Genomic DNA, 19,384 nt, shown 5'->3' with positions numbered 1-19,384 from the left:
GCGTCCGTGGCGCGTCCTGGCCTTTCTCCGTAGGGGCCAGGACGCGCAGTACTTCGAGAAGGGGCTGACCCATGGCCGACCGCACCGTGAAGGTCCGCCTCGAAGCCGACATCTCCGACTTCGTCGGCGACATCGGCGTCAAGGCACCCGCCGCCGTCAAACGGCTCGAAGCCGCCGCCGACAGCGCCAACAAGAAGCTCGCCACCGTCGGCAAGAAGACCGGCTTCGACGACCTCGGCACCAAAGCTGACACCGCCAGCACCAAGGTCACCAAGGCCGGGGTCGAGGCCGAGACCGCAGGTAAGAAGATCAGCACCTCCGCCAAGGGCGCGAGCGTCGAGCTCGACAAGCTGGGCAAGTCGTCGGAGAACGTCGGCAAATCCACCGACAGCATGTCGAAGACCCTGGCGAAGGCATCCAAGATCACCGACGCCCACGCGAACGCCCTCGGACGTCTGCGGGTCGCTCAGCTGCGGCTCGCCGAGGCCCAGAAGTCAGGCAAGGGCGGATCGTCGCTGGCCGGCGCCGAGGAGTCCGCCGCGTCCGCTGAGCGGGCCGTGAAGAAGTTCGAGGACGCAGGCAACCGATCCGGCAAGGGCTTCATCACGGGTCTGCGGAAGTGGCTCACCGGCAAGGGCGGTGCCGCTGACGTCGGCAAGGCGGGCGGCACCGTGTTCGGCTCCGGGTTCCTCGGTGTGCTGAAGACCCCGATCCTCGGCCCGGCCGTGATCGCGATCCTGACCGCGGCCGTGCTGACCGCTATGCCCGCTGCTGGCGCGGTTGCGGGCGGCGCGTTCGTGGCCGCGTTCGGCGCCGGGCTCGCCGCGCTGCCGATCATCTTCGCGGCGAAGAGCCAGGAAGTCGGCCACATCTGGTCGACGACCCTGTCCGGGCTCGGCACCGAAATGCAGCTGCTGTCGAAGCCGTTCGAATCCGTGCTGATCAACATCGCCGGCTATTTCAAGCGGACCGTCGACGATTTCAGCCCCACCCTCTCGAAGGCATTCTCCGACCTGGCGCACCCAGTCGACTCGTTCGTCAACAACTTCTCCGTCGCCCTCGAGGGTCTGATCCCGGCGATCGGCCCGATCAGCGACGCCTTCTCGAAGGTCCTCGACGACCTCGGCCAGGGCGGTGCGCTGAAGGACGCGATCAAGTCGATCTCGGACGGCCTCATCGACCTGTCGAACAGTGTCGCCGCGAACCCGCAGGCGCTCGGCGATTTCGTGCGCGGCCTCGGCAACATCGTGAAGTCGGCGCTCGAGCTGATCAAGATCCTCAACGACGCCAACACGGCGTTCGAGCAGTTCACGCACGGGCTTTCCCTGGTCGACGTCACGATGGCCGGGATCGGTTCGACGCTGGAGCCGCTGAAGTTCTTGTTCTCCGGTCTCGGTGGCGGCATCGGCATCCTCAAGTCGCTGACGAGTTCGACGGACGCGACTGCTGCCGCCACGAGGGCCGCTTCTATGGGTACCGCCAACTTCGCGGACTCCCTGAACAAGACCGGCGCGAGCATGGCTGTCGCGACGGCTTCGGCGCTGCACAACGCCCACGCGACCCACGAGGCGAACGTCGCGGCCACGTTGCTTGCCGGTGCGTACGACCGCCAGTGGGCCGCGACCCAGAAGGCGAACGACGCACTTACCCGCAACGCGAACATCCTGCTGCAGCTTTCCGGAGCCGAGATCGGCTATCAGGCCGCGGTCGATGCCGCGACAGAGTCGGTCAAGGAAAACGGCCACACGCATGACCTCAACACCGCCAAAGGTCGCGCGAACCAGCAGTCCCTGGACGATCTGGCCCGCAGTGCGAACGAGCAGACCGTCGCGATGCGCAACGCCAACGACGGCAACGTGAAGGCGGCCAAGGCCGCGGAGACCGGCCGTGCCGCGTACATCAAGCTCGCTCAGCAGATGGGCTACAACAAGGCTGAGGCCGTCGCGATGGCAGCACAGTTCATCGCGATCCCCAACGTCACTCGCACGGCGCGGCTGCAGGCGAACATCACCGACCTCGAGTCCAAGCTCGCGACCGCGAAGGCGAAGCTGAAGGACCCGCACCTGACCGCGACCCAGAAGGCCACGCTCAAGGCGGAGATCTCGAACCTCGAGGCGAATATCGCCAAGGCGAAGGGCGAGCTCAACTCACTCCCGTCGTCCAAGACGGTCACGATCACCACGAACTTCTACAAGAACATGGTCGAGACCACCACGCACAAGGACGTCGGCGTCCGGGTCCCGCCGAACGCGAACGGCGGCTACTACCCGCACGGCGTCATCCCCTCCTACGCCAACGGGAAGCTCCCGTCGCAGGCCACGATCGCGCCCGGCAAGGGCGCAGGCATGGTGCAGTGGGCCGAGCAGGAGACCGGCGGCGAAGCGTTCATCCCGCTCGCCCCGTCGAAGCGGGACCGGTCGGAGAAGATCCTCGGCCAGGTCGCCGGCAAGTTCGGCATGGGCCTCGTCAAGTCGTTCGCCGACGGCGGGTTCACGCTGCCTGGTGGACGGCTCGTCGACATCGCGTTCCTGCTCAAGCAGCTCGGGGTCCCGTTCGACCCGGCCGCAGGCGTGAACTACACGTCCACGTTGGCAGCTGCCAACAGGGCGAACCGGGCCGCAGCACCGGCGAAGGACGCGGCACTCAAGGCGGACCGGGCCGAGCAGGCAGCCAAGGCGCAGCAGGCCGCGATCCAGCGGGCGATCACGTTGCAGCAGCGCGCCGTCGCGGCAGCCCGTGCACCGAAGCAGACCACCAAGGCAGGGCAGGCCGCCGAGGGCAAGCGGGTCGCAGCCGAGCAGAAGAAGCTCATCGCGCTGCAGGACCAGCTGTACAAGGCAAAGATCCGGACGACGGCCGCGACCAAGGCATCGAACGCGGCCGACGCGGTCTACAAGATCCGGGCCGAAGCGGCAGCGAAAGCGACCGAGGCGCACAAGGCCGCGATCGAGAAGCTCATCGCGCAGCAGAAGGCCGCGGTCGACCTCGCCAACCAGGTCGCGACCGGGCTGACGTCCGGCGCGAACATCGGCGACCTGTTCTCCAAGTCGCTCACCGGCAAGGGGCTGCTCGCCGACCTGCAAGGCAAAGGCGCAGACCTCGGCAAGTTCGGTGCGCTCATCGCGACGCTGCGGAAGCGTGGCGTCGACGAGACCCTCATCGAGCAGATCGTCGCCAAAGGCCCCGACCAGGGCATGGGGATCGCGCAGGCCATCCTCGACGGCGGCCTCGCGCTGATCAACGCGCTGAACAAGGCGCAGTGGGCGCTCGAGGCGCAGGCGAACGCGATCGGCGCCGGTGTCGCGACGGCACAGTACGGCGTCAAGGTCGCCGGCGCGCGCGCGAGCGGCGGCGGGGTCACGGCAGGGATGACGTACCGGGTCAACGAACTCGGCCAGGAGTTCTTCACGGCCCCGATCAACGGCGACGTGGTCCCGGCCGGCCAGGATCCGCGCCGCTACATCCAGGGCATGTCGGGCAGCTGGGGCGGTTCGTCGTCGTCGCGTGAGGTGCACCTGCACCAGACGATCGTGAACAACGGGGTGTCGATGGCCGAGGCGGACCTGATCGCTCAGCGAGCGAACGCGAAGATGGAGCTCCTGGCGAGGGGGTACTGACAGTGGACGCTGACCAGGCCGCTGCCCAGGGCTACATCGCCGTCATGGAGATCAGGGTCCCGAATGACGGCGAGCCGGTCCAAACCGTCTATCCGCTCGGCGGCCGGACGGTCGAGGATCTCCTTGAGGACGCGATCATCCACTTCAACCGGTTCTGGGAACACGGGCCCGAGCTGGACGACTGGGGCGTGTGGCGCGTTCCTGATTTCGACGGAACGTGCTACCAGCTCATGACCCGTGAGGTCGTGCTACCCGACCTGGACTTCCTCGACTCTGTGGATAACTCGCACGGCTGACAGCGGGTTCCCGGCAGACTGGATCCGTCGCCAGCCCCGATCCGAGGTCACCGCGGGAGCCGGCGCTCCGCAGGGCGTCGAGGCGTCTGGCACTCCCGCAGGCAGATCCGGGCCGGCGGCACCTTCTACTCAGCGCAGACGCTTGGCGACCTCAAGGGCAAACGTCTCATGCTCCTGGTGCCCGTCCCCGTTCGTCGCAGACCATGGGATCGGACGGCTGTCGCCCGAGCGAAGCTGCAATTGCCACCGAGTGAACCAGTACTCCGTCTCCATGCACTCAACGCTGAGCAGTCGGCATCCGACGACCTCCGACAACGGATCCAAGGTCCCGAACACCGCGGCCAACTCATCGCCCGCCTTCCAGCCTGGGCTCGCCCAATACCACTCCTGCGCGGGACGGGTGCCGTGGACGCTGATCAATGCCTCCCCTGCCAGCGCCATGCAGTCCCAGGTCACCCTCGGGGCGGCGGCGACGTTCTTGGCCTGCGTTGTAGCGGCTATGGCATGCGTGATCTGCACGCTGTTGGCGAGTGTGGCGAGCGCCTGGACCACCTCGGCTGGAGGCCTAAGGTCGCTCGCCCTGAACTGCCCTGCCAGCGTCGTCAGCTCGTTGATGCTCGACTGCATCGAATCCCCTTCTGTTGCAGGTCCAGGGCAACAGCATGGCGGAACGCCGTCCTCGATGCGTCCGGACTCGCGCGGTTGCCGCCCTTAGGGCCGACGTCATCCACCGCCAGCGACTGGGAACCGTCTGCGAGACTGCTGCGTCCAACGCCAGTTCCAGAACCTCCCGGAGTCGAGGTAACACCGCATGGATGTTGCGGCACTGATCGTGGCCATTGTCGGCCTGCTGGTCGCCGGCCTCTCCGCTGGCTGGCAGGTCGCAACGTGGTTCTGGTCGAACGGCAGACCGAAGGCACGGCTCATGCACGGTGTGGTGTCTGGCGCCGCCGCGATCACTGGTCCGGTCAAGCGAGACGGGCTGCCACTCGAGCTCAAATCGATCCGGGAGCAGGGATACGACGGGACAGAGGTGCTCGGTGTGCAGGTCGTGAACCACGGACGTGCGCAGGTGACCGTGACCAGGTACAGCATCGCTCTCGCCGGCACGGGGATGAGTTACCACCTCATCGGTGATGCGATGGGGCCGCCGCTGCCACACCGAATCCAGCCGGGAGAGGCGGAGACCTGGTACGCCGACATGGACACGGTGCACCGCTTCGTCTACGCAGCGCAGGCCATCAAGGAGGGTGCGCGCGAGGTGTTCATCGAGGTCACCCTTGGCACCGGAAGAACCATCCGAACCCGGCAGACCGTCCGCATCTGAGCGCAGGCCGCTCGGCGACCCTTTCGCGCTCCGGACTCCGGTCCGGGCCATTGACAGGTCGCTCCAGCCTCGCGTACGCGCGCGTGCGCGCGGCCGCGCCTTGAAGGGTTCAGAACGGATTCTCGTCCGACCGGACTCCACCGGACCGGACTTCACCGGACTCCCGGCTCCTGTGACCTGATTGCCGCCTGGCCGACACGAGACTGGAAGGCCGAGCGCGAGGCGCGGTTCCAGACCGTCGACGGACGTCTGTATTGGGATGCAGAGATGTCCTGGCTGACCGTTCCCGAGGTCGCGGCCGAGCTCCGCGTATCCGTCGAGCATGTCCGTCGAAGCATCCGCCGCGGCGATCTGCTGGCGGTGAATCTCGCGACCTCGGGCCGCCCGACATACCGGATCTCGCAATCAGCCCTCGACGGTTTCCTCGAGGCCCGGCGCACGTCGTAGCCGGCGCGCCTCAGCGGACTTCAGGGCCAGGCGCAGGTAGTACGCCTTGCGCTTCGCCTCGACGGCTCTGGCCCTGGTCTGCGGGTCCATGAGCCCTTCCGGGTCGACTTCTCGCTCGAACTTCGCTTCCAGGCCTTGGCGGGCGGGTCGGGTCCGCGCGGTGCGGTCGACCGTCGTCGCCCACGACTCGAGGGCTGCGATCTGGTGTAGCACGCTCTTCGTCATCGCTGAATCAAGCTCAGGAGCACGCGAAGGCGCCGCATCTGCTGATCGGTCAGCGGCTGCTCCTCGGCGGCCTTCCGGCCCGCTTCCCGTCCGAGCTCAAACGGATCATTCGCCACCACAACACTCCTTGAACGACGCGGACACCGAGGCGGGCGGTGGATGATGCACAGACAACGACCGAAGGGCAGCTATGGCACACCAGCAGCGTCTGCGGCTCACACTCAGAAACCGAACGAACGATCGCGAATGGAAGCACCAACCGGTAGAGGTCACCGAGGACCCGGACGACCACGACGCACTCCTGCAACACCTCGAAGCCATGGCCCGAGACCTTGACCGGCGCGGCAGCGGCCAGGCCTGGTGGCTCGACCAGTACGAGTTGCGGGTCCAGGGCATCGACCAGGCCTGGCGTGACTTCCGAGTAGTCGGCCGGCCCGGCAGGTGACCTGCCCTGCCCTTGCCCTAACCGGAGGCGTGCCTCGTCCTGACCTGGAGGCATGCCCTGACCTCTTGACCTGACCTTGCCCTGAGGTCAGGACCTGCCCCGGATCTCTGACCTGTCCGGGGCAGAGGTCAGGGCAGGTCCGGGACCGTCCTGTCCTCAGTCGGACGACGACGTGCAAGTCGTGCCCGACTCGTCCTGAGGTCGGGTACGACTCGGTCCCGCTGTCCCGGAACGACCCGAGGACGGTTCCCGTCCCGGTTACCGTCCTGCGGGTACGACCAGGTCCGGTACGCCGACCTGAGTCGTACCCCACACACTCAGTCGCCGGGCGTACGACCCGACCGCTCGACTTTGGCCGCAAGACCGTACAGGCCCGCGGCGACTGCCCGGGCCTGCTCAGGCGTTAAACACAGCTGGACGAGGCTGTCCTGCGTGCCGGCGTCGACCTCAATCTGGACGTACCCGCGTCGCTCGACCGTCGCAGCGTCCCAGGACCGATACACACCATGCAGGTACGGGACGGCGAGCGACCCGAGGACGGTCCCAGTACCGGTCCCCGTCCTGGTGACGACGTCCCGCAGGACGAGGTCCGGGGACGACTCACAGGCAGGACCGTGGTCCTCAACCGTCTCGTCCCGTCCCGGTCCCTCGTCCCCGCAGAACGGCGCGCACCGTCCTCGGAGTCGGCTGACCGTCCTGTCCCCGTCCTCCCAGGACGGGGAGGCCGGGTCGGACGACAGCGGGGACGGGAACCACGAGGACGGGTCCCAGTCGGAGGACGACAAAGGCGGGGACCAGACCGAGGTGCTCATGCCTGCACGTCCCGCCTGAGAGCGACGCCGGCCTCGACCTCACGGACGACCCGCAGTAGATCCAGAGCCAGCACGCGAGCTTCCTCCAAGTCGAGCTCCAGCGCCGTCGAGACGGAAGTGGACCCGTCCTTCGGAGAGGCGAACCACCCGACTGACCGCTGCATGAGAGCCCCCACAATCCGCGGCTCGGCGCTCTCGTCGGCACCGATCGGCAGCACTGCACTGAGATACCAGCTCGACTCACTGACATCCCGCGCGGGGTTGTCCAGCCACGCTTTCGCGTGAGTCCCTCGGCACCCCTCGGCCGGTCGACTGCACCACGCCGGGTGGGCTCCGTCCTGCGGGACGAACCGCGACCGCCACGCGGCGGCGACGATCCATCCCAGGGCTCGGGACACGCTGCTCGACAGGGAGGCGCGGACGACGCCACGCGCAGCCGTCGTGCTCATGCCTGGACCTCCTCACCGCTGTGGTCCCGGTTCTCGCGGCGCTCGCGCTCGGTGCGGAGCAGCTCGTCCTGCCACTCGAGCACGTTAGCCATGCGGGTCAGGCCAGCGCCCAGCGTGCGAGCGTCCGCTGCGCTCAGGTAGAAGTTCTTCTCCACCCAGCCGTCTGCCGTCGGAATATCGGCCGACAGTTCCACGAAGCCGCTCTGCTCGACCGCGGCAGCATCGACGCTGGAGTAGGTGCCATGCAGGTAAGGACGAGCGAGGAAGGCGACCAGGTGCGCAAGCCGACCGGATTCGAGCACGGGCGACACGCTTGCTCCGACAGCCGACAGGCACTTCGCGTCATGGTCAGCGACCGAGGCTCCCGCCGTGGGGCCTTCGGTGGCGCAGAACGGGGCACAGCGGCCATGGATGCGCGTCACGCTGACGTCGCGCGCGCCGTCGTCCACGGAACTCGGGAAGTCCGGGTCGTCCGGGTCGGAGGACAGTGGGGACGGGAAGAGGTGTGCTGCGGTTGTGGTGGTCATCGCACGACCTCCAGGACGGGACGGCGGGCAGGACGGTCCTCGGGACGGTCCCGCTCCAGCTGAGCGAGCCTCCTCTTGAGTTCGTCGGCCGCTTCGATCCCGACCTGAATCCTGTGCCGCAACTCCACTTCATGCAGTGACTGCAGCAGGGTCAAGCTGCGGTGGTCAGACACCGTTAAGGTATTGCTCATGTCAGGTCCCTCCTAGATAGGGGTTCTGGCTAGCCCCTCGCGTGCTGTTCGCGCAGCTGCGGGGGGCGCTTTTCAGTTGTGGTCCGGATGCGGATCCCGGGTCAGGTACTGCTCGACTTCGTCGAGCGTTGCTCCGGTCCGGCTGTCCCCGTAGACGATCTCGTCGTCTTGGCGGAGCCAATACCGTCCGTAGTCGATGGCGCGAGGGTCGCGCCGGCGCGACTTCTCCAGCTGAAGGCCCTGACGTTCAGCGGCTCGGCGGACACGGTTCTCGCGAACCTTGTCGGCTGCGTCGGGGGACATCGTTGCCTCCTCGGCTGATGCTTGACGTGATGCTGGAGACGATACGGCTAGTGATGCCAGAAGACAAGCCTGAAGATATGCTGGAATCACACGCGGATCACGGAGCGGTGGTGAAGCCGGGGGCCGCATCGGTAGCGACCAACATCAAGTAGGGCTCTGACCTGCGGAAACGGTAGGCGCGGGGACTAGCTACCATCGTCAGGGACGTCCGTCAGGTCACTCTTAATCAGCGGGTTCGGGGTTCGAGTCCCTGGCGGCGCACCAAAAGCCCAGGTCACGCAGGTGGCCTGGGTTTCTTCATGCCTACAGGTCACCTCTTACTCGACGCTTTCAGCCGCCACGTCTCTCTCGCCGACCGGAAGTGCTGACTCATCTCGCCGTGACTGTGCGTCACATCACATGCATGCCCGACATGTCCCGACTCGCCGATCCTCCACACCGGCAACGCGTTGAACAGGCAACGCTCACACCGGTTGGAGACACATGCCGGGGCCACCACTGCCCATCGGAACCTGGGGAGAGATCTCCACCAGGACCCTGAAGCCCAACGAGAACGGCAAGCCCATCAGGCACCTGGCTCACGCCAGGTTCCGCGACCACGACGGCAAAATCCGCGCCGTCACCGCCACCGGCACAACCAAGACCGCCGGCCCGAAGCGCGCTGCTCCTCAAGGTCCGGAACCGCGCAAAGACCAACCACTCCGGCGAACTCACCGCGGCCCACAAGGTCAACCACCTCCTCGAACTCTGGGAACGAAGGTTCGAGCGCCTGATCGCCGACGGCACACGCTCAACTACCTCGTTGGACACCTACCGGCGAGCCCTCAAGAACCACGTCCATCCCACCATCGGCGAACTCGACATTGCCGAAGCCACCACTCAGAGCCTCGCCCGTTCTGTCCGCGATCAAGGACCGTGCCAGCTCCGCCACCGCCAGGACCTGCCGTGCTGTCATCTCAGGTGCGATGAAACTCGCTGTCCGCTACGGGGCCATCACCGTCAACCCCGCCCGCGAAGTCGACACCATCGAAGCCAAACCCAAGAACCCACCCAGAGCACTCGCGACCGAAGAAGTCACCCTCCTGCAGAAGACGCTGACCACCGACGAACACGCCACAGCGGCTGACCTTCCGGACCTGGTCACGTTCATGCTCGGCACCGGCGTCCGCATCGGCGAAGCCCTCGCCGTCCTCTGGAACCAAGCCGACCTCGAATCCGGCACCGTCAAAATCACCCACACCATCGCCCGCCCACCCGGCCAAGGCCTCATCCGCAAGACCATCAAATCCCGAACCGGCGAACGCACCCTCACCCTCCCCAACTGGGCCGCAGCCATGCTCCGTGACCGCCACACCGCCAGCACCCGCCCCGACGACCCCGTCTTCCCCGACACCACCAGCGGCTACAGCGGCCCCCCAACACCCGCCGCTCCCTCCGCACCGCCCTGACCCCCGTCAGCAGCACTGCCCGCCGCGAACTCGGGCGGCCCCTTCCAAACCCTCGAGGCGCCGATGATCGGCTCGCGCCCTCAGATCGCGGTGAGATCCCTGATCCACCTCATCGGTGGCCCCGCGAGCACCACTCCCGACGTACTACGGACAGCTCCTGGTCAGCACCCGTCGCCCGGCCGGGCGCCGTTCCTGCTCGAAGGAACGTCCGCCGCAGCCGTGTCGACCTACGCGGTCCGCGAAACCGACGGCAGTCTCGCGATATTGCTGGTCTAGCTCGCCAGCACACCGGCCGACGTCCGGCCGGCGATCGACGGCTACCCCACTCATGGCCTCGCTAGAGACCAGCGCAGCACCGGGACCGGGATCTTGCAGGACCTGATCTGCCCCACCAGCACAATCCACACCTGCCCAGATTGGCCGTGGTGACCATTAACTGCACCGCTGACCGCCGGATCGACCTTGGTGACGTGCCGACGAGCACCACAGTTGATCTTGCAACACGCCAGGTCCCTATCCAATGAGCCATCTGCCGCGACCATTCGGGAAACCCTCGTAATTCTCGGCTGAAGCTGCAATGGAATGCAGATCTATTCCCTCCGGGACAAGAATCGAAACAGCGTTCTATGAGAACACCACAACGTGGATCTCTGCAGGTTCACGATCGTCGCTTGCCCATACCTCAACCAAGACATTCGGGGCAACACTCAACGACAGGAGTTCAGTTCCCAGGACATCCGAGATCGTGAGGATGCCGCTCTCCACCGCCAAGGTTCCGGACCGGACCTTCGTCAGACCCGCAAGGTCGCCCTGCGCACCTCGGCGAGAGAGACTCACGGCTGTCTCTCCGTCGACCGGCGACTGAGTGCCGACAGCCAAGCAAGATGCGGTAGCTGCAACCAAGGAGGATCTCATTGAGTCCGGCACATCGACGGAATCTCGGTCTGCCACCAGCAGCAACGAATTCATTGGTGCTATCGATACCGATTCGGACACTATTTATTCTCCTTTGCCCTTTCACGAGCTAGCTTTGCCAACTGCAAACCTTGCTCTCGACTGCAGTCCAAGCAATGGAGGTAAAGCCTCTGCGCTAGACCTAATACGATGCGACCTCGCACTCGTGGCGGACCGCCACGCCGCGGCCGACCCAGGAGTGGCCGGCGGGCCCATCAGACAACGACTGATTTGCGGCTGAAATCCATCAGGTTCGGATCTTGCTCGATCAGGCGATCTTCAAATGCCTCCCAACCAGCAGAATCGATGTAGCGCGCCTCGGCGAGGCTCACGGGCACTAACCAGGCGATCACGATTGGGCCATCAGGGCTGTCGCATGTCGCGAAATCATCAGGGAAATACACGGGCATCGTCACATAGAGCGCTTCGAGGTGCGATTCGGAAATCAGCGGCCCTCGAGGCCCGAGCAAATCTCCCCGAAGTAGTGCCCGGTCGTCTCGGATCGCCTCCTCGCCGATTTCTTGCAGCAAGGACGGGAACGGTTCGTTGACCAATTCCTCGGATACCAGCAACAGCAATTCGTGCCGGATTGTGCGACCGGTGGCAGCCGAGATCAGCGGGTATCGACCCAATCCGAGCGTCGCGAATGCCACTGTCCGATCACCCGAACCCTGAGCAAATCGTACGATCTGGAAGGGCATCTCGTTGCTGTCAGGGTCGCCGCTCCAACCGTCCTGTATCGGTCCGAGTTGCCGCTCAAAATGTTTGATCATACTGGTCATCTATCCAGCCTCGCACCATCACGTTACACTTCGGGCATTCCGCTTTCTTGCCGATCTCGACCTTCCGGTCGCCGCGTGGCGATCTTGACGCCTATGGCATTCGCACGATCTACAAGCTCGAATGGACGCCCTCACGACCGGTCGCCGTGGTGAGGATGGAGGTCGAGTTTTGGCGTCAAGGGCCGAAGCTTCAGCAGAATGCCGATCAGCTCACCAAGTCGCGTCGCGTGGCGGCCTCGATGAGTGCGAACGGCCCAGAGGAACTCCGCGAACTTGCGAGCAATCGCTGTCACTGGTGACTGCTGCGAACAGGAGACCTTGTACATGCAGGTGCTACCGACCCCAGCATCGCCTACTGGCGCACTGGAGCCGGCACCGAGGTGATTCCGGCACAGACGACAGCCCTAAGATCGCATACAGCTTGGGTGTGCATCAGGAGCGCGACCAGACAGCCGACCAGGATGGAGAAGTAGTGCCGGTCAGCAGCATCGGATTCGAATCGACATCTGGGCTCCCAGCATTTCCGAGCGCATCAGTTGCGCTCCGATCGCCATTCGTTCAGAATATCAAGAACTCCCCTTACGGTAGATTCAGCGGATCTCCCGATTGCCTCCACATCCGCCAGCGCAACTATCAATGACTCGACCGTGTCGCGGTCGAGGTGCAGGGTTAAATAGTCATCGGGATCAGCAACGATGCCGCCGCTCGCCAACCCAAGTTGCTCGGCAGAATCGACGATAGCCTGAGCACGAGCACCGTCAATCCCTGGGAAGTCGATGGACCAGTACACGTCGTCCGCCGCCACCATTTTTATTCTCCTATGACATTGAGCAGAGCGTCCGTCGTCGCAGTCCGGGTAGTCTTGCTCTGCAGAGACTTGACAGAATTGGCAATCTTCCACACGCCACCGCTATGCGCGGTAGTGTCGTGAACGATGTACGAGTTTCCTCTCCGAAACACTCGCTCACCTTGCACGAGGAAGTTGGTCCGCGCATACCCGAGATATTTTGCTAGGTCTCCGGCCTGCGATGTCGTCAACGGCGCCGTCTTGCCTTTCACCTGGCTCGGCAAGGGTACCTTGCACTCGTTGTGAACGAGAACGCCGATCCGGCCGACGTGGTAAGTATGGATGCCTTCGACTGTCAGGTTGTAGGCCACATCGCGACGAGCGCTCGCCAGGTCCAGCCCTGAAACTCGGCCCGACTTGCCATCGGCCCTCAGCACCAGCTCGCCAGCTGCAAGCTCGTCGGCACGCTCAAATCTGCCGTCGGTGACGGACCAAAACGGATGGTCTTCGGTGGTGGTTATCGACTCACCATCGACACTGACGTTCATCACGGTATCCCCGTGGACCCAGACCTGAGTGACCCACCGTGCCACTTGTTCGCCGGTCTCAGGGTCTGTGGCGAGCACTTTGTCGCCAGGGCGGACTTCCGCGATGGGCTTGTGCACGCCGTCAGCCATCAGCACCGGTGTCGCACCGGCGAAACTGCAAGCCTTCGCCGCTGTCTCGGCCGCGGCCTCCGTTGCCTTCGCGCCGACGCCCTCGCCGGCTCGCGTAGCCGCTACGCGAGTGGCTGCCGATGCGACGGAAGCGGCTCGGCCGGCGCCTTTGGTGCCGGCTATGGTTTCGACGACCATGAAGGTGACTCGGCCGGCGGCTTTGGTTTGTTCGCCGTTGGTCCAGTCTTGCTTGACTGGTTCGACCATTGCGTTCCAGACCGAGCCCGGGTTGCGGACGATGGTGGAGACCATGTCGATCTGGGACTGGCAGTCGTGGATCGCGATGCACTTGCCCTGCTGGTAGGCGCCGACAACGAGGCCCTTTGCGGTGTCCGCGGCCTGCGCGGCGATGCCGTCGGTGTAGTCGCTCCAGGCCTTGTTGCCGAGATCGATCGCGTGGGCCGTGTGGTGCACAGCCTTCTTGAAGAGACCGCGGACGCTGCCTCCGCCGCCGGAGTTGTCGTGGTCGCCGCCGCCTCCGCCGTTGCTGCCGCCGTCGTCCCCACCGGGAGAACCCCCGTTGGTGCCACCGTCATGGCCGCCACCGCCGTCGTCACCCGTATCGACCGGGGTCCGGACGTCTTCTTGGGTGCCGCCGCCGCTGTTCTCTCCGCCCGCGTAATTCTTGAGGCCGGTGGGGTCCGACATGCTCGTCGGGTTGTTGTTGCCGTATGTGTAGCCCAGCATCTGCTGCGGGTCGGCAGTGTCCATCAGCGGGTCAACGCTGAGGAAGCGACCGATCGTTGGGTCGTACTCACGGGCACCGACCTGGGTGAGGCCGGTCATCTTGTCCTGTGGCTTGTCCAGGAAGCCGTGGTCGTCTGGCCAGCTGGCCGGGTCGTTGCCGCGAATCTCGCCGAACGGGGTTGTGAAGCGCGTTGTGACGGCCAGAGTCTTGGAGTCCACTGCGACACTCGTGGTCTCGTGATGATCGGGGACCAGCCACTTGAGATCGGTAATGCTTGAACGGGTCGCGACTGCCTGTCCGTTGATCGAGTACTCGCGCTTCGAGGTCACCGCGCGAGTGGTTGTGTCGAGAGTCAGCTCCAGCGATCCGACGTACAGGGTCGTTTTGCCTGGACTCTTCCGCAGCAGGATGTTGCCGTCGGCGTCATATATGTATGACGTGTCGCCGGCAGAGTTGGTGAGCTTCTGGAGTCTGTTCTCCGCATCCCATCCGAGTGTCTGACTGGTGCCGGTTGGGTCGGGTCGCGACGTCGTGTTCCCTGCGGAGTCATAGGTATATGAGGCGGTCGGTTTCGGAGCCGCTCCGGTCGTCGCGATGGACTTGACAGTGTGCGGTTGGGCGGCGTCGTAGGTGTAGGTCTCCGTCGTATTGCCGACCGTCGCGTGGTCAGTTTGTGTCTTCCGCAGTCCGTCAGCCGTGTAGGTCCAGGACTGCCAATACGGTGCAGGACTTCCGAGGCCAGCTACGGACGGCGCTGTTGCGCAGTTCGCATCTGATGGCGTCCAGGCTGCGGTCAGACGACGGTGGGTGTCGTAGTCGTAGCACTGGGAGTCGTTCCCGATCAGGTTGTTGTCCTGTAGGAGGTTGCCGGCTGGATCGTACGAGTAGTGGTGGTTAGCGACGACGGTGACGTCACCGGCAACCGTGGTCGCCAACCGTCGAGTGCCTGCCTCGAAGGTGTTGATGATATCCATGTTGTGGCTGTCGCCGAGCTCGTAACGCTCCGGGTCCCCGAGGGCCGTGTACTTGACGTCATTCGCATAGACGGCGTCGCCGCTCTTCATCGACGTCGGGTGCCCAAGTTCGTCGTAGGTGTACCTCACGACTTCGGTGCCGAGGGCGCCGCCGCCTGGCACGTCTGTGAACTCGATGGTTTCCGCGTCGGGCAGGTAGCCGATCCTGGTCTCGTAGGTGCCCGCTAGCTCTGTGCCCTCGGCCGAGGGGATGACCACGCTGGTAGCGGTCGGTTCGTACAGGACGTTCCGGGCAGTGATCTTCGACTTGTACGCCGGACCGGTCTTTCCTGCCGGGTAACGGACAGACTGGTAAAGCTGTCCCAGGTTCCCGCTCGCGTCGTAGTCCCAGCTGAGGCGTAGGTTGGCATCGGTCTTCGACCCCTCGTGGACCGTCATCTTGCGGTCGAGGTTGTCGTAGGTGTTGATCAGCTTCTTCTGTGTAGCATTTGTGGTCCCGATGACGCGGTCGGCGTCGTCGTACTCATATGTCGTGGTTCCCGAGTCGGGGTCGTCCGCGCTGATCTTGCGCCCGAGCAGGTCGTAGCCGTAGCCCCAGGTCGAGCCGGCTGTCGTCAACTGTGTGAGCCGCCCGCCGGCGTCGTAGGTGTATGTGCTGTCGATGAAGCCAGGAGTGACGGTTGGACCGTCATACTCGCGGCGCTCGATCACCTGTCCGCGCGCATCCTTCACCTCGGCTGTTGCGGGAGCTCCGTTCGGAGGCAGAGTCGTCACGGTGTCGCCGCCGTAGACGGTGCGGGTTGACCACTGAGGCTGCGCTGAGATCGCGAAGGTCGACACGGTCGGCCGACCGGCGCCGTCGTAAGTGAGCTGTGTCTCGTTGGGAACAGATGCGTCCAAGACCTTGGCAAGGGCGCCTGAAGGTGCCCCGGAGTCCCACAGATCCGCGTTCTGAATAATCGGCAAACCACGCGAGTTGTACTTCGTCTCGCTGATCAGGCGACCGCCGCCGGCCGCGATCTGCTGGGACTGTCGGGGTCGCAGCAGCGAGTCGTAGATCGCGAACGCGGACAGATAGCCGTTCGCGTTGATATTCAACTCGTCCGTGCGGACGTAGGACGGCGCAGCCGAGGACACGCTGTACGTGTACTTCGTGTTCGGGATCTTGCCGCCGGCCTTCGACTGGTTCGGCAACCAGACGGCTGTCAGCCGACCGAGGACGTCGTAGTCGAGGTCAGTGACCTTCCCGTTCGGGTCGGTGACCTGCGAGCTGCTCCCCCATTCGGGCAGATAGGTCGTCTTGGTCTGGAGGCGCTTGCTGTTCGGATCGCCGGGCACGATCGGGGGTGACGTCTCGATCGTCTGAACCAAGGCTCCGGCGCCAGCCGGTGTGTAGGCCGTGGTTGCTGTTCGGCCCAGCGTGTCGGTGCTCGCCGTCGCACGGCCCAAGGCGTCATACGTCGTGGTCGCCGTCGTCTGATAGATGGGCGCGCCCGCGGAGGTGTACCCGTTCGCGCGCTGCGTCGAGGTGACATCACCCTTCGTCGGAGCAGCACCGAAGGCACCGCCGTCGTACAGCGTTCGGACGTCACCAAGGAGCCGACTCGCCGGCGGGTTCGCCGATGCGGTGTCGCACTGGCCTATCGAGGTGACGACGCGCGACGGGTAGCCACGCAGTCCAGCGGTGGCGTTCTTCGCGTACGACGTGACGGTGCACGTCTCGTCGGTCTTGCCAGGGTCGCCGTCGTCCTCCGACGATGTCGGCAGACCTGTGTCCGGGTCGTAGGTCGTCTTCGCGATATGTACTAGATCTGCACGGCCGGCATCGCGTGTGATCCTCGCCGCGACGGCCGACGGCTTCACCAGGTTGGCTTTGCGAACGATTCCTGTCTCGATCGTCTGGGCGGCGGTCTCCTGGACCCAATAGTCGGTGAGCGAGCCGGACACCTCGGTATTGCTATCGATCGCCGCGTAGGTGATCGCCTCACGGACGAGGCCGGTGAGAGCTTCTTCATCGGCTCGCGTACCACCGAGTGTGTCTGCGACGACCGCCGACTTGGTGCCCCCGGACAGGAGACGGTCGCCGTTCATCCCCCGGAAATAGGACGTGACGGTGCGCGATCTGGGACCAGGCTGGAACGGATCTCCTGAACTCGTGGTTACCGTGCGATAGCCGCGCCAGATCGACCAGTGCCGGTCCTTCGCCGGGATCAGAGCGTTGTCGTCGTAATGCCAGGCGGCACCACCGGAATAGGTGTAGTTCGTGACCACGGCGTCGGCACCGCCGGTCACGTCGTTGACTCGAACCTGGGCGACGACGTAGCGGTGAAACCAGTCGTCTCTTTCGATCTCGAGCGGCGGCTGCCAGCGCACCGGGTAGCAACGCATCGCGTTCGTGTCTTCAGAAGCCGGCATGTTGCTGCCGGCAACGCACTCGGGCGCGGCGTAGTTCACCGTGATCCGCGCGCCGGTCTCGGTCCAGATCGTGCCGACTCGGAGCTTGGTCATCGGCGAAATGCCGTCGTTGTCCGAGTCGACCCGGTTGGGTAGCGCGACCTGGTCGAAGCTCACCGTCAGGGGGGTCGCCGGGGTGGCAGTGGCAGCCTTGCCGGTGTGGGTGATGCTGTCGAGCCACAACGCGCGGCCGGACATGTTGTCCCCGGGGTCGGGAAAGTCCTGCGCCAGCAGCCAGTTGTCGACACTCTGATAGGTCGCGCCCTTCAGCACCTGCGTGGTGATCTGCTCCAGACGACGACGAGAGAAGAAGGTCGGGACGATCTTCGAACACGTTGCTCCCGCGGCGCAGATCTGGTCGAACGGTACGTCCGGCCACCGGCTCTTGGTCGCACTGGTCAGGGATCCGCAGTCCGCCAGGCATCGCTCCTGCGTCGTGAAGACAACCTGCATCGGCGCGGTTGCGGACATTGCGTCCGAGCGCTGGCCGTACAGGATCTTCGTCAGGTATCCACCACGGTCGTAGGCCTTGGTGGCTGTGGTGGCGCCGTTCTTCGCGTAGTAGTTGGTCTCCTTCGCATACCACAGCGACATCGCGTTGCCGTGTGGATCGACGACGTAGTCCAGGTTCCATCGCCATGCCTGGTCACAGAACGACGTCGCGAACGTCGCGCCGTTGCACGGTTCCGTAGCGTCGTCGCCGGCAACCGGCACTGTCCAGACCGAGTTGGTCGAGGTCGGCGACGTCCCGGGCAACACGTACTGGCGGCCGAAGTAGTACTGGGTCCCGTCGAGTGTCGTCACCTTCCAGGCTTCACGGTCGTTGTCGTCGTTGGCGACGGAGTTGACAATCTTCTCGACCCGGGAACCGTCGTCGTTCTTCAAGCGCCAGCCTGTGCCGTCCTTGACAAGCTCGCTCGCTTGGCCGTTAAGTACCACCGTCGCGTTGTCGTACTTCCAGCAAAGGTCGTACTTGCCGGCCTGTCCGTCGTCGTTACACGACGCATACTTGCGCTCGACGTACGACTCGCTCAGCGCGAAGCCTTCGCCGATCCATGACGGCTGGTTGTTGGAAGCCGCAGTACGACCATCCACCGACTGCGCCGAGTAGTCGATGGACAGTTGCGGTGACGGTCCTGCCGGCGCCGGCGGCACCCGAAGTGGATAGTTCCAGGTGAAGTCGCCACTCGACCGGCCCGCCGACCACGAGGATGCCGGCGAGAGCGAGGTCGCGCTGTAGTCGCCGTTGCTCGAGGCCGACGCCGACGTCACAGCCATGACTCGTTCTTCGCTGCCCACAGTCACGGGCGCCGTCAAGGTCTGCTGCTCGGCGTTGTTCACCGAGCCGACCTCGGTGGGAGACACGCATCCCAGTTTCGTCGGTGTCGTCAGCACACACTTCGGCAACAACACAACCTTCAGCCGACTCGCCCAGTCTCCGCCGTACGCTGCAGCGAAGCTCGAATAGTCCACAGTCAGCTGAGCTGGCGCGTCACCGAGTCCGCCATCCGCTCTCGCGACCGTCAGGATGAAGCCTGAAACATCAGCCGCCTCAGCCTTCGCGCGATCCAGGATGCGCAATCGGGCCGTCAAGGCTTTGCCAGCGGTCGACTTGGCAGCCATCGGAGGATTGAGCAACCGAACAAACTTCTGACCGGCGTCTGCCGATAGGGCAACAACCTCCTCTGTCGCGGCTGGCCAGGCCGCGGGCTTCGGCAGCGCGGTCGGCCGCATCGCCACAGCCCGCGCATCGGCCGATACCTTCGCCGCCGCCGCGTCGAAGGGCTGGACCTTGGCGTCCTTTCGCACCGGCAGCGGAGGTAACTTTGATGCTGGCTTCGGCGTAGCCGCGTCGCTGTCCAGGGCCGGCACTCCGGCGGCCAGCAGAACTGATGCGAACAGGCCCGCGAGGGCGCCCGTGATTCTCTTCGACATCGTGTGC

At 64.9% G+C, this 19,384-nt stretch carries 17 protein-coding genes; 8 read left to right on the top strand and 9 right to left on the bottom strand.

The window, feature by feature from the left end:
• Positions 1-71 precede the first annotated feature (71 nt).
• Together EV645_RS19720 and EV645_RS19715 are read left to right on the top strand one after the other, a co-directional pair.
• Positions 72-3,617: a hypothetical protein gene (locus EV645_RS19720; protein WP_130445334.1), complete on the top strand. Its 3,546-nt coding sequence runs from the start codon at positions 72-74 to the stop codon at positions 3,615-3,617.
• A 2-nt stretch (positions 3,618-3,619) separates the two neighbouring features.
• Positions 3,620-3,913 carry a hypothetical protein gene (locus EV645_RS19715; protein WP_130445333.1) on the top strand — a complete coding sequence of 98 codons (294 nt, stop codon included), beginning with the start codon at positions 3,620-3,622 and terminating at the stop codon, positions 3,911-3,913.
• Positions 3,914-4,042: 129 nt separating this feature from the next.
• Here EV645_RS19715 and EV645_RS19710 read toward each other — a convergent pair whose 3' ends face one another.
• The gene (locus EV645_RS19710) at positions 4,043-4,540 is read right to left on the bottom strand and encodes a hypothetical protein (RefSeq protein ID WP_130445332.1); all 498 of its coding nucleotides are present in this window, start codon (positions 4,538-4,540) and stop codon (positions 4,043-4,045) included.
• Between the two features lie 184 nt (positions 4,541-4,724).
• Between EV645_RS19710 and EV645_RS19705 the strand changes: the two genes are divergently transcribed.
• Positions 4,725-5,240 (top strand): phosphoribosylamine--glycine ligase, encoded by a 516-nt coding sequence (locus EV645_RS19705; protein WP_130445331.1) that lies wholly within the window; start codon positions 4,725-4,727, stop codon positions 5,238-5,240.
• Positions 5,241-5,507: 267 nt separating this feature from the next.
• Positions 5,508-5,687 (top strand): helix-turn-helix domain-containing protein, encoded by a 180-nt coding sequence (locus EV645_RS19700; protein ID WP_130445330.1) that lies wholly within the window; start codon positions 5,508-5,510, stop codon positions 5,685-5,687.
• Here EV645_RS19700 and EV645_RS19695 read toward each other — a convergent pair.
• Positions 5,646-5,912: a hypothetical protein gene (locus tag EV645_RS19695; protein ID WP_130445329.1), complete on the bottom strand. Its 267-nt coding sequence runs from the start codon at positions 5,910-5,912 to the stop codon at positions 5,646-5,648. The genes EV645_RS19700 and EV645_RS19695 overlap by 42 nt on opposite strands.
• A 190-nt stretch (positions 5,913-6,102) precedes the next feature.
• On the opposite strand from EV645_RS19695, the gene EV645_RS19690 reads away from it, so the two are divergent.
• Positions 6,103-6,357 carry a hypothetical protein gene (locus tag EV645_RS19690; protein WP_130445328.1) on the top strand — a complete coding sequence of 85 codons (255 nt, stop codon included), beginning with the start codon at positions 6,103-6,105 and terminating at the stop codon, positions 6,355-6,357.
• Between the two features lie 317 nt (positions 6,358-6,674).
• On the opposite strand, the gene EV645_RS19685 is transcribed toward EV645_RS19690, so the two are convergent.
• The 4 genes from EV645_RS19685 to EV645_RS19670 form a co-directional block, all read right to left on the bottom strand.
• Positions 6,675-7,169: a hypothetical protein gene (locus tag EV645_RS19685; RefSeq protein WP_130445327.1), complete on the bottom strand. Its 495-nt coding sequence runs from the start codon at positions 7,167-7,169 to the stop codon at positions 6,675-6,677.
• Positions 7,166-7,618, bottom strand: a complete 453-nt coding sequence (locus EV645_RS19680; RefSeq protein ID WP_130445326.1) for a hypothetical protein — start codon at positions 7,616-7,618, stop codon at positions 7,166-7,168. Before EV645_RS19680 ends, EV645_RS19685 begins: the two co-directional genes overlap by 4 nt.
• On the bottom strand, positions 7,615-8,145 hold the full coding sequence (locus EV645_RS19675; protein WP_130445325.1) for a hypothetical protein: 531 nt from the start codon (positions 8,143-8,145) through the stop codon (positions 7,615-7,617). The genes EV645_RS19680 and EV645_RS19675 overlap by 4 nt, the downstream gene beginning before the upstream one ends.
• A gap of 263 nt (positions 8,146-8,408) precedes the next feature.
• A complete protein-coding gene (locus EV645_RS19670; RefSeq protein ID WP_130445324.1) occupies positions 8,409-8,639 on the bottom strand; it encodes a hypothetical protein in 231 nt (76 codons plus the stop codon).
• A 965-nt stretch (positions 8,640-9,604) separates the two neighbouring features.
• On the opposite strand from EV645_RS19670, the gene EV645_RS43190 reads away from it, so the two are divergent.
• Both EV645_RS43190 and EV645_RS19660 read left to right on the top strand, forming a co-directional pair.
• Complete coding sequence (locus EV645_RS43190; protein ID WP_130445323.1) at positions 9,605-10,087, top strand: tyrosine-type recombinase/integrase; 483 nt, start codon at positions 9,605-9,607, stop codon at positions 10,085-10,087.
• 90 nt (positions 10,088-10,177) lie between these two features.
• Positions 10,178-10,363: a hypothetical protein gene (locus EV645_RS19660; RefSeq protein WP_130445322.1), complete on the top strand. Its 186-nt coding sequence runs from the start codon at positions 10,178-10,180 to the stop codon at positions 10,361-10,363.
• 893 nt (positions 10,364-11,256) lie between these two features.
• Here the strand turns inward: EV645_RS19660 and EV645_RS19655 are convergent.
• Positions 11,257-11,823: a suppressor of fused domain protein gene (locus EV645_RS19655; RefSeq protein ID WP_130445321.1), complete on the bottom strand. Its 567-nt coding sequence runs from the start codon at positions 11,821-11,823 to the stop codon at positions 11,257-11,259.
• A gap of 47 nt (positions 11,824-11,870) precedes the next feature.
• Here EV645_RS19655 and EV645_RS19650 point away from each other — a divergent pair, with 47 nt between their 5' ends.
• On the top strand, positions 11,871-12,122 hold the full coding sequence (locus EV645_RS19650; RefSeq protein WP_130445320.1) for a hypothetical protein: 252 nt from the start codon (positions 11,871-11,873) through the stop codon (positions 12,120-12,122).
• 233 nt (positions 12,123-12,355) lie between these two features.
• On the opposite strand, the gene EV645_RS19645 is transcribed toward EV645_RS19650, so the two are convergent.
• Positions 12,356-12,631 carry a hypothetical protein gene (locus EV645_RS19645; protein ID WP_130445319.1) on the bottom strand — a complete coding sequence of 92 codons (276 nt, stop codon included), beginning with the start codon at positions 12,629-12,631 and terminating at the stop codon, positions 12,356-12,358.
• Between the two features lie 2 nt (positions 12,632-12,633).
• Positions 12,634-19,377 (bottom strand): polymorphic toxin-type HINT domain-containing protein, encoded by a 6,744-nt coding sequence (locus tag EV645_RS19640; RefSeq protein ID WP_130445318.1) that lies wholly within the window; start codon positions 19,375-19,377, stop codon positions 12,634-12,636.
• Positions 19,378-19,384 lie beyond the last annotated feature (7 nt).

Source organism: Kribbella rubisoli (assembly GCF_004217145.1).
Taxonomy (GTDB): Bacteria; Actinomycetota; Actinomycetes; order Propionibacteriales; family Kribbellaceae; genus Kribbella; species Kribbella rubisoli.
Note: the sequence above shows the minus strand (reverse complement) of the source record. Positions and strands in the feature narration are given on the sequence as shown.

Coding starts and splice junctions, on each gene's coding strand:
- EV645_RS19720 (WP_130445334.1), top strand. CDS start 72: ATGGCCGACCGCACCGTGAAGGTCCGCCTCGAAGCCGACATCTCCGAC.
- EV645_RS19710 (WP_130445332.1), bottom strand. CDS start 4,540: ATGCAGTCGAGCATCAACGAGCTGACGACGCTGGCAGGGCAGTTCAGG.
- EV645_RS19705 (WP_130445331.1), top strand. CDS start 4,725: ATGGATGTTGCGGCACTGATCGTGGCCATTGTCGGCCTGCTGGTCGCC.
- EV645_RS19700 (WP_130445330.1), top strand. CDS start 5,508: ATGTCCTGGCTGACCGTTCCCGAGGTCGCGGCCGAGCTCCGCGTATCC.
- EV645_RS19695 (WP_130445329.1), bottom strand. CDS start 5,912: ATGACGAAGAGCGTGCTACACCAGATCGCAGCCCTCGAGTCGTGGGCG.
- EV645_RS19690 (WP_130445328.1), top strand. CDS start 6,103: ATGGCACACCAGCAGCGTCTGCGGCTCACACTCAGAAACCGAACGAAC.
- EV645_RS19685 (WP_130445327.1), bottom strand. CDS start 7,169: ATGAGCACCTCGGTCTGGTCCCCGCCTTTGTCGTCCTCCGACTGGGAC.
- EV645_RS19680 (WP_130445326.1), bottom strand. CDS start 7,618: ATGAGCACGACGGCTGCGCGTGGCGTCGTCCGCGCCTCCCTGTCGAGC.
- EV645_RS19675 (WP_130445325.1), bottom strand. CDS start 8,145: ATGACCACCACAACCGCAGCACACCTCTTCCCGTCCCCACTGTCCTCC.
- EV645_RS19670 (WP_130445324.1), bottom strand. CDS start 8,639: ATGTCCCCCGACGCAGCCGACAAGGTTCGCGAGAACCGTGTCCGCCGA.
- EV645_RS43190 (WP_130445323.1), top strand. CDS start 9,605: ATGAAACTCGCTGTCCGCTACGGGGCCATCACCGTCAACCCCGCCCGC.
- EV645_RS19655 (WP_130445321.1), bottom strand. CDS start 11,823: ATGACCAGTATGATCAAACATTTTGAGCGGCAACTCGGACCGATACAG.
- EV645_RS19645 (WP_130445319.1), bottom strand. CDS start 12,631: ATGGTGGCGGCGGACGACGTGTACTGGTCCATCGACTTCCCAGGGATT.
- EV645_RS19640 (WP_130445318.1), bottom strand. CDS start 19,377: ATGTCGAAGAGAATCACGGGCGCCCTCGCGGGCCTGTTCGCATCAGTT.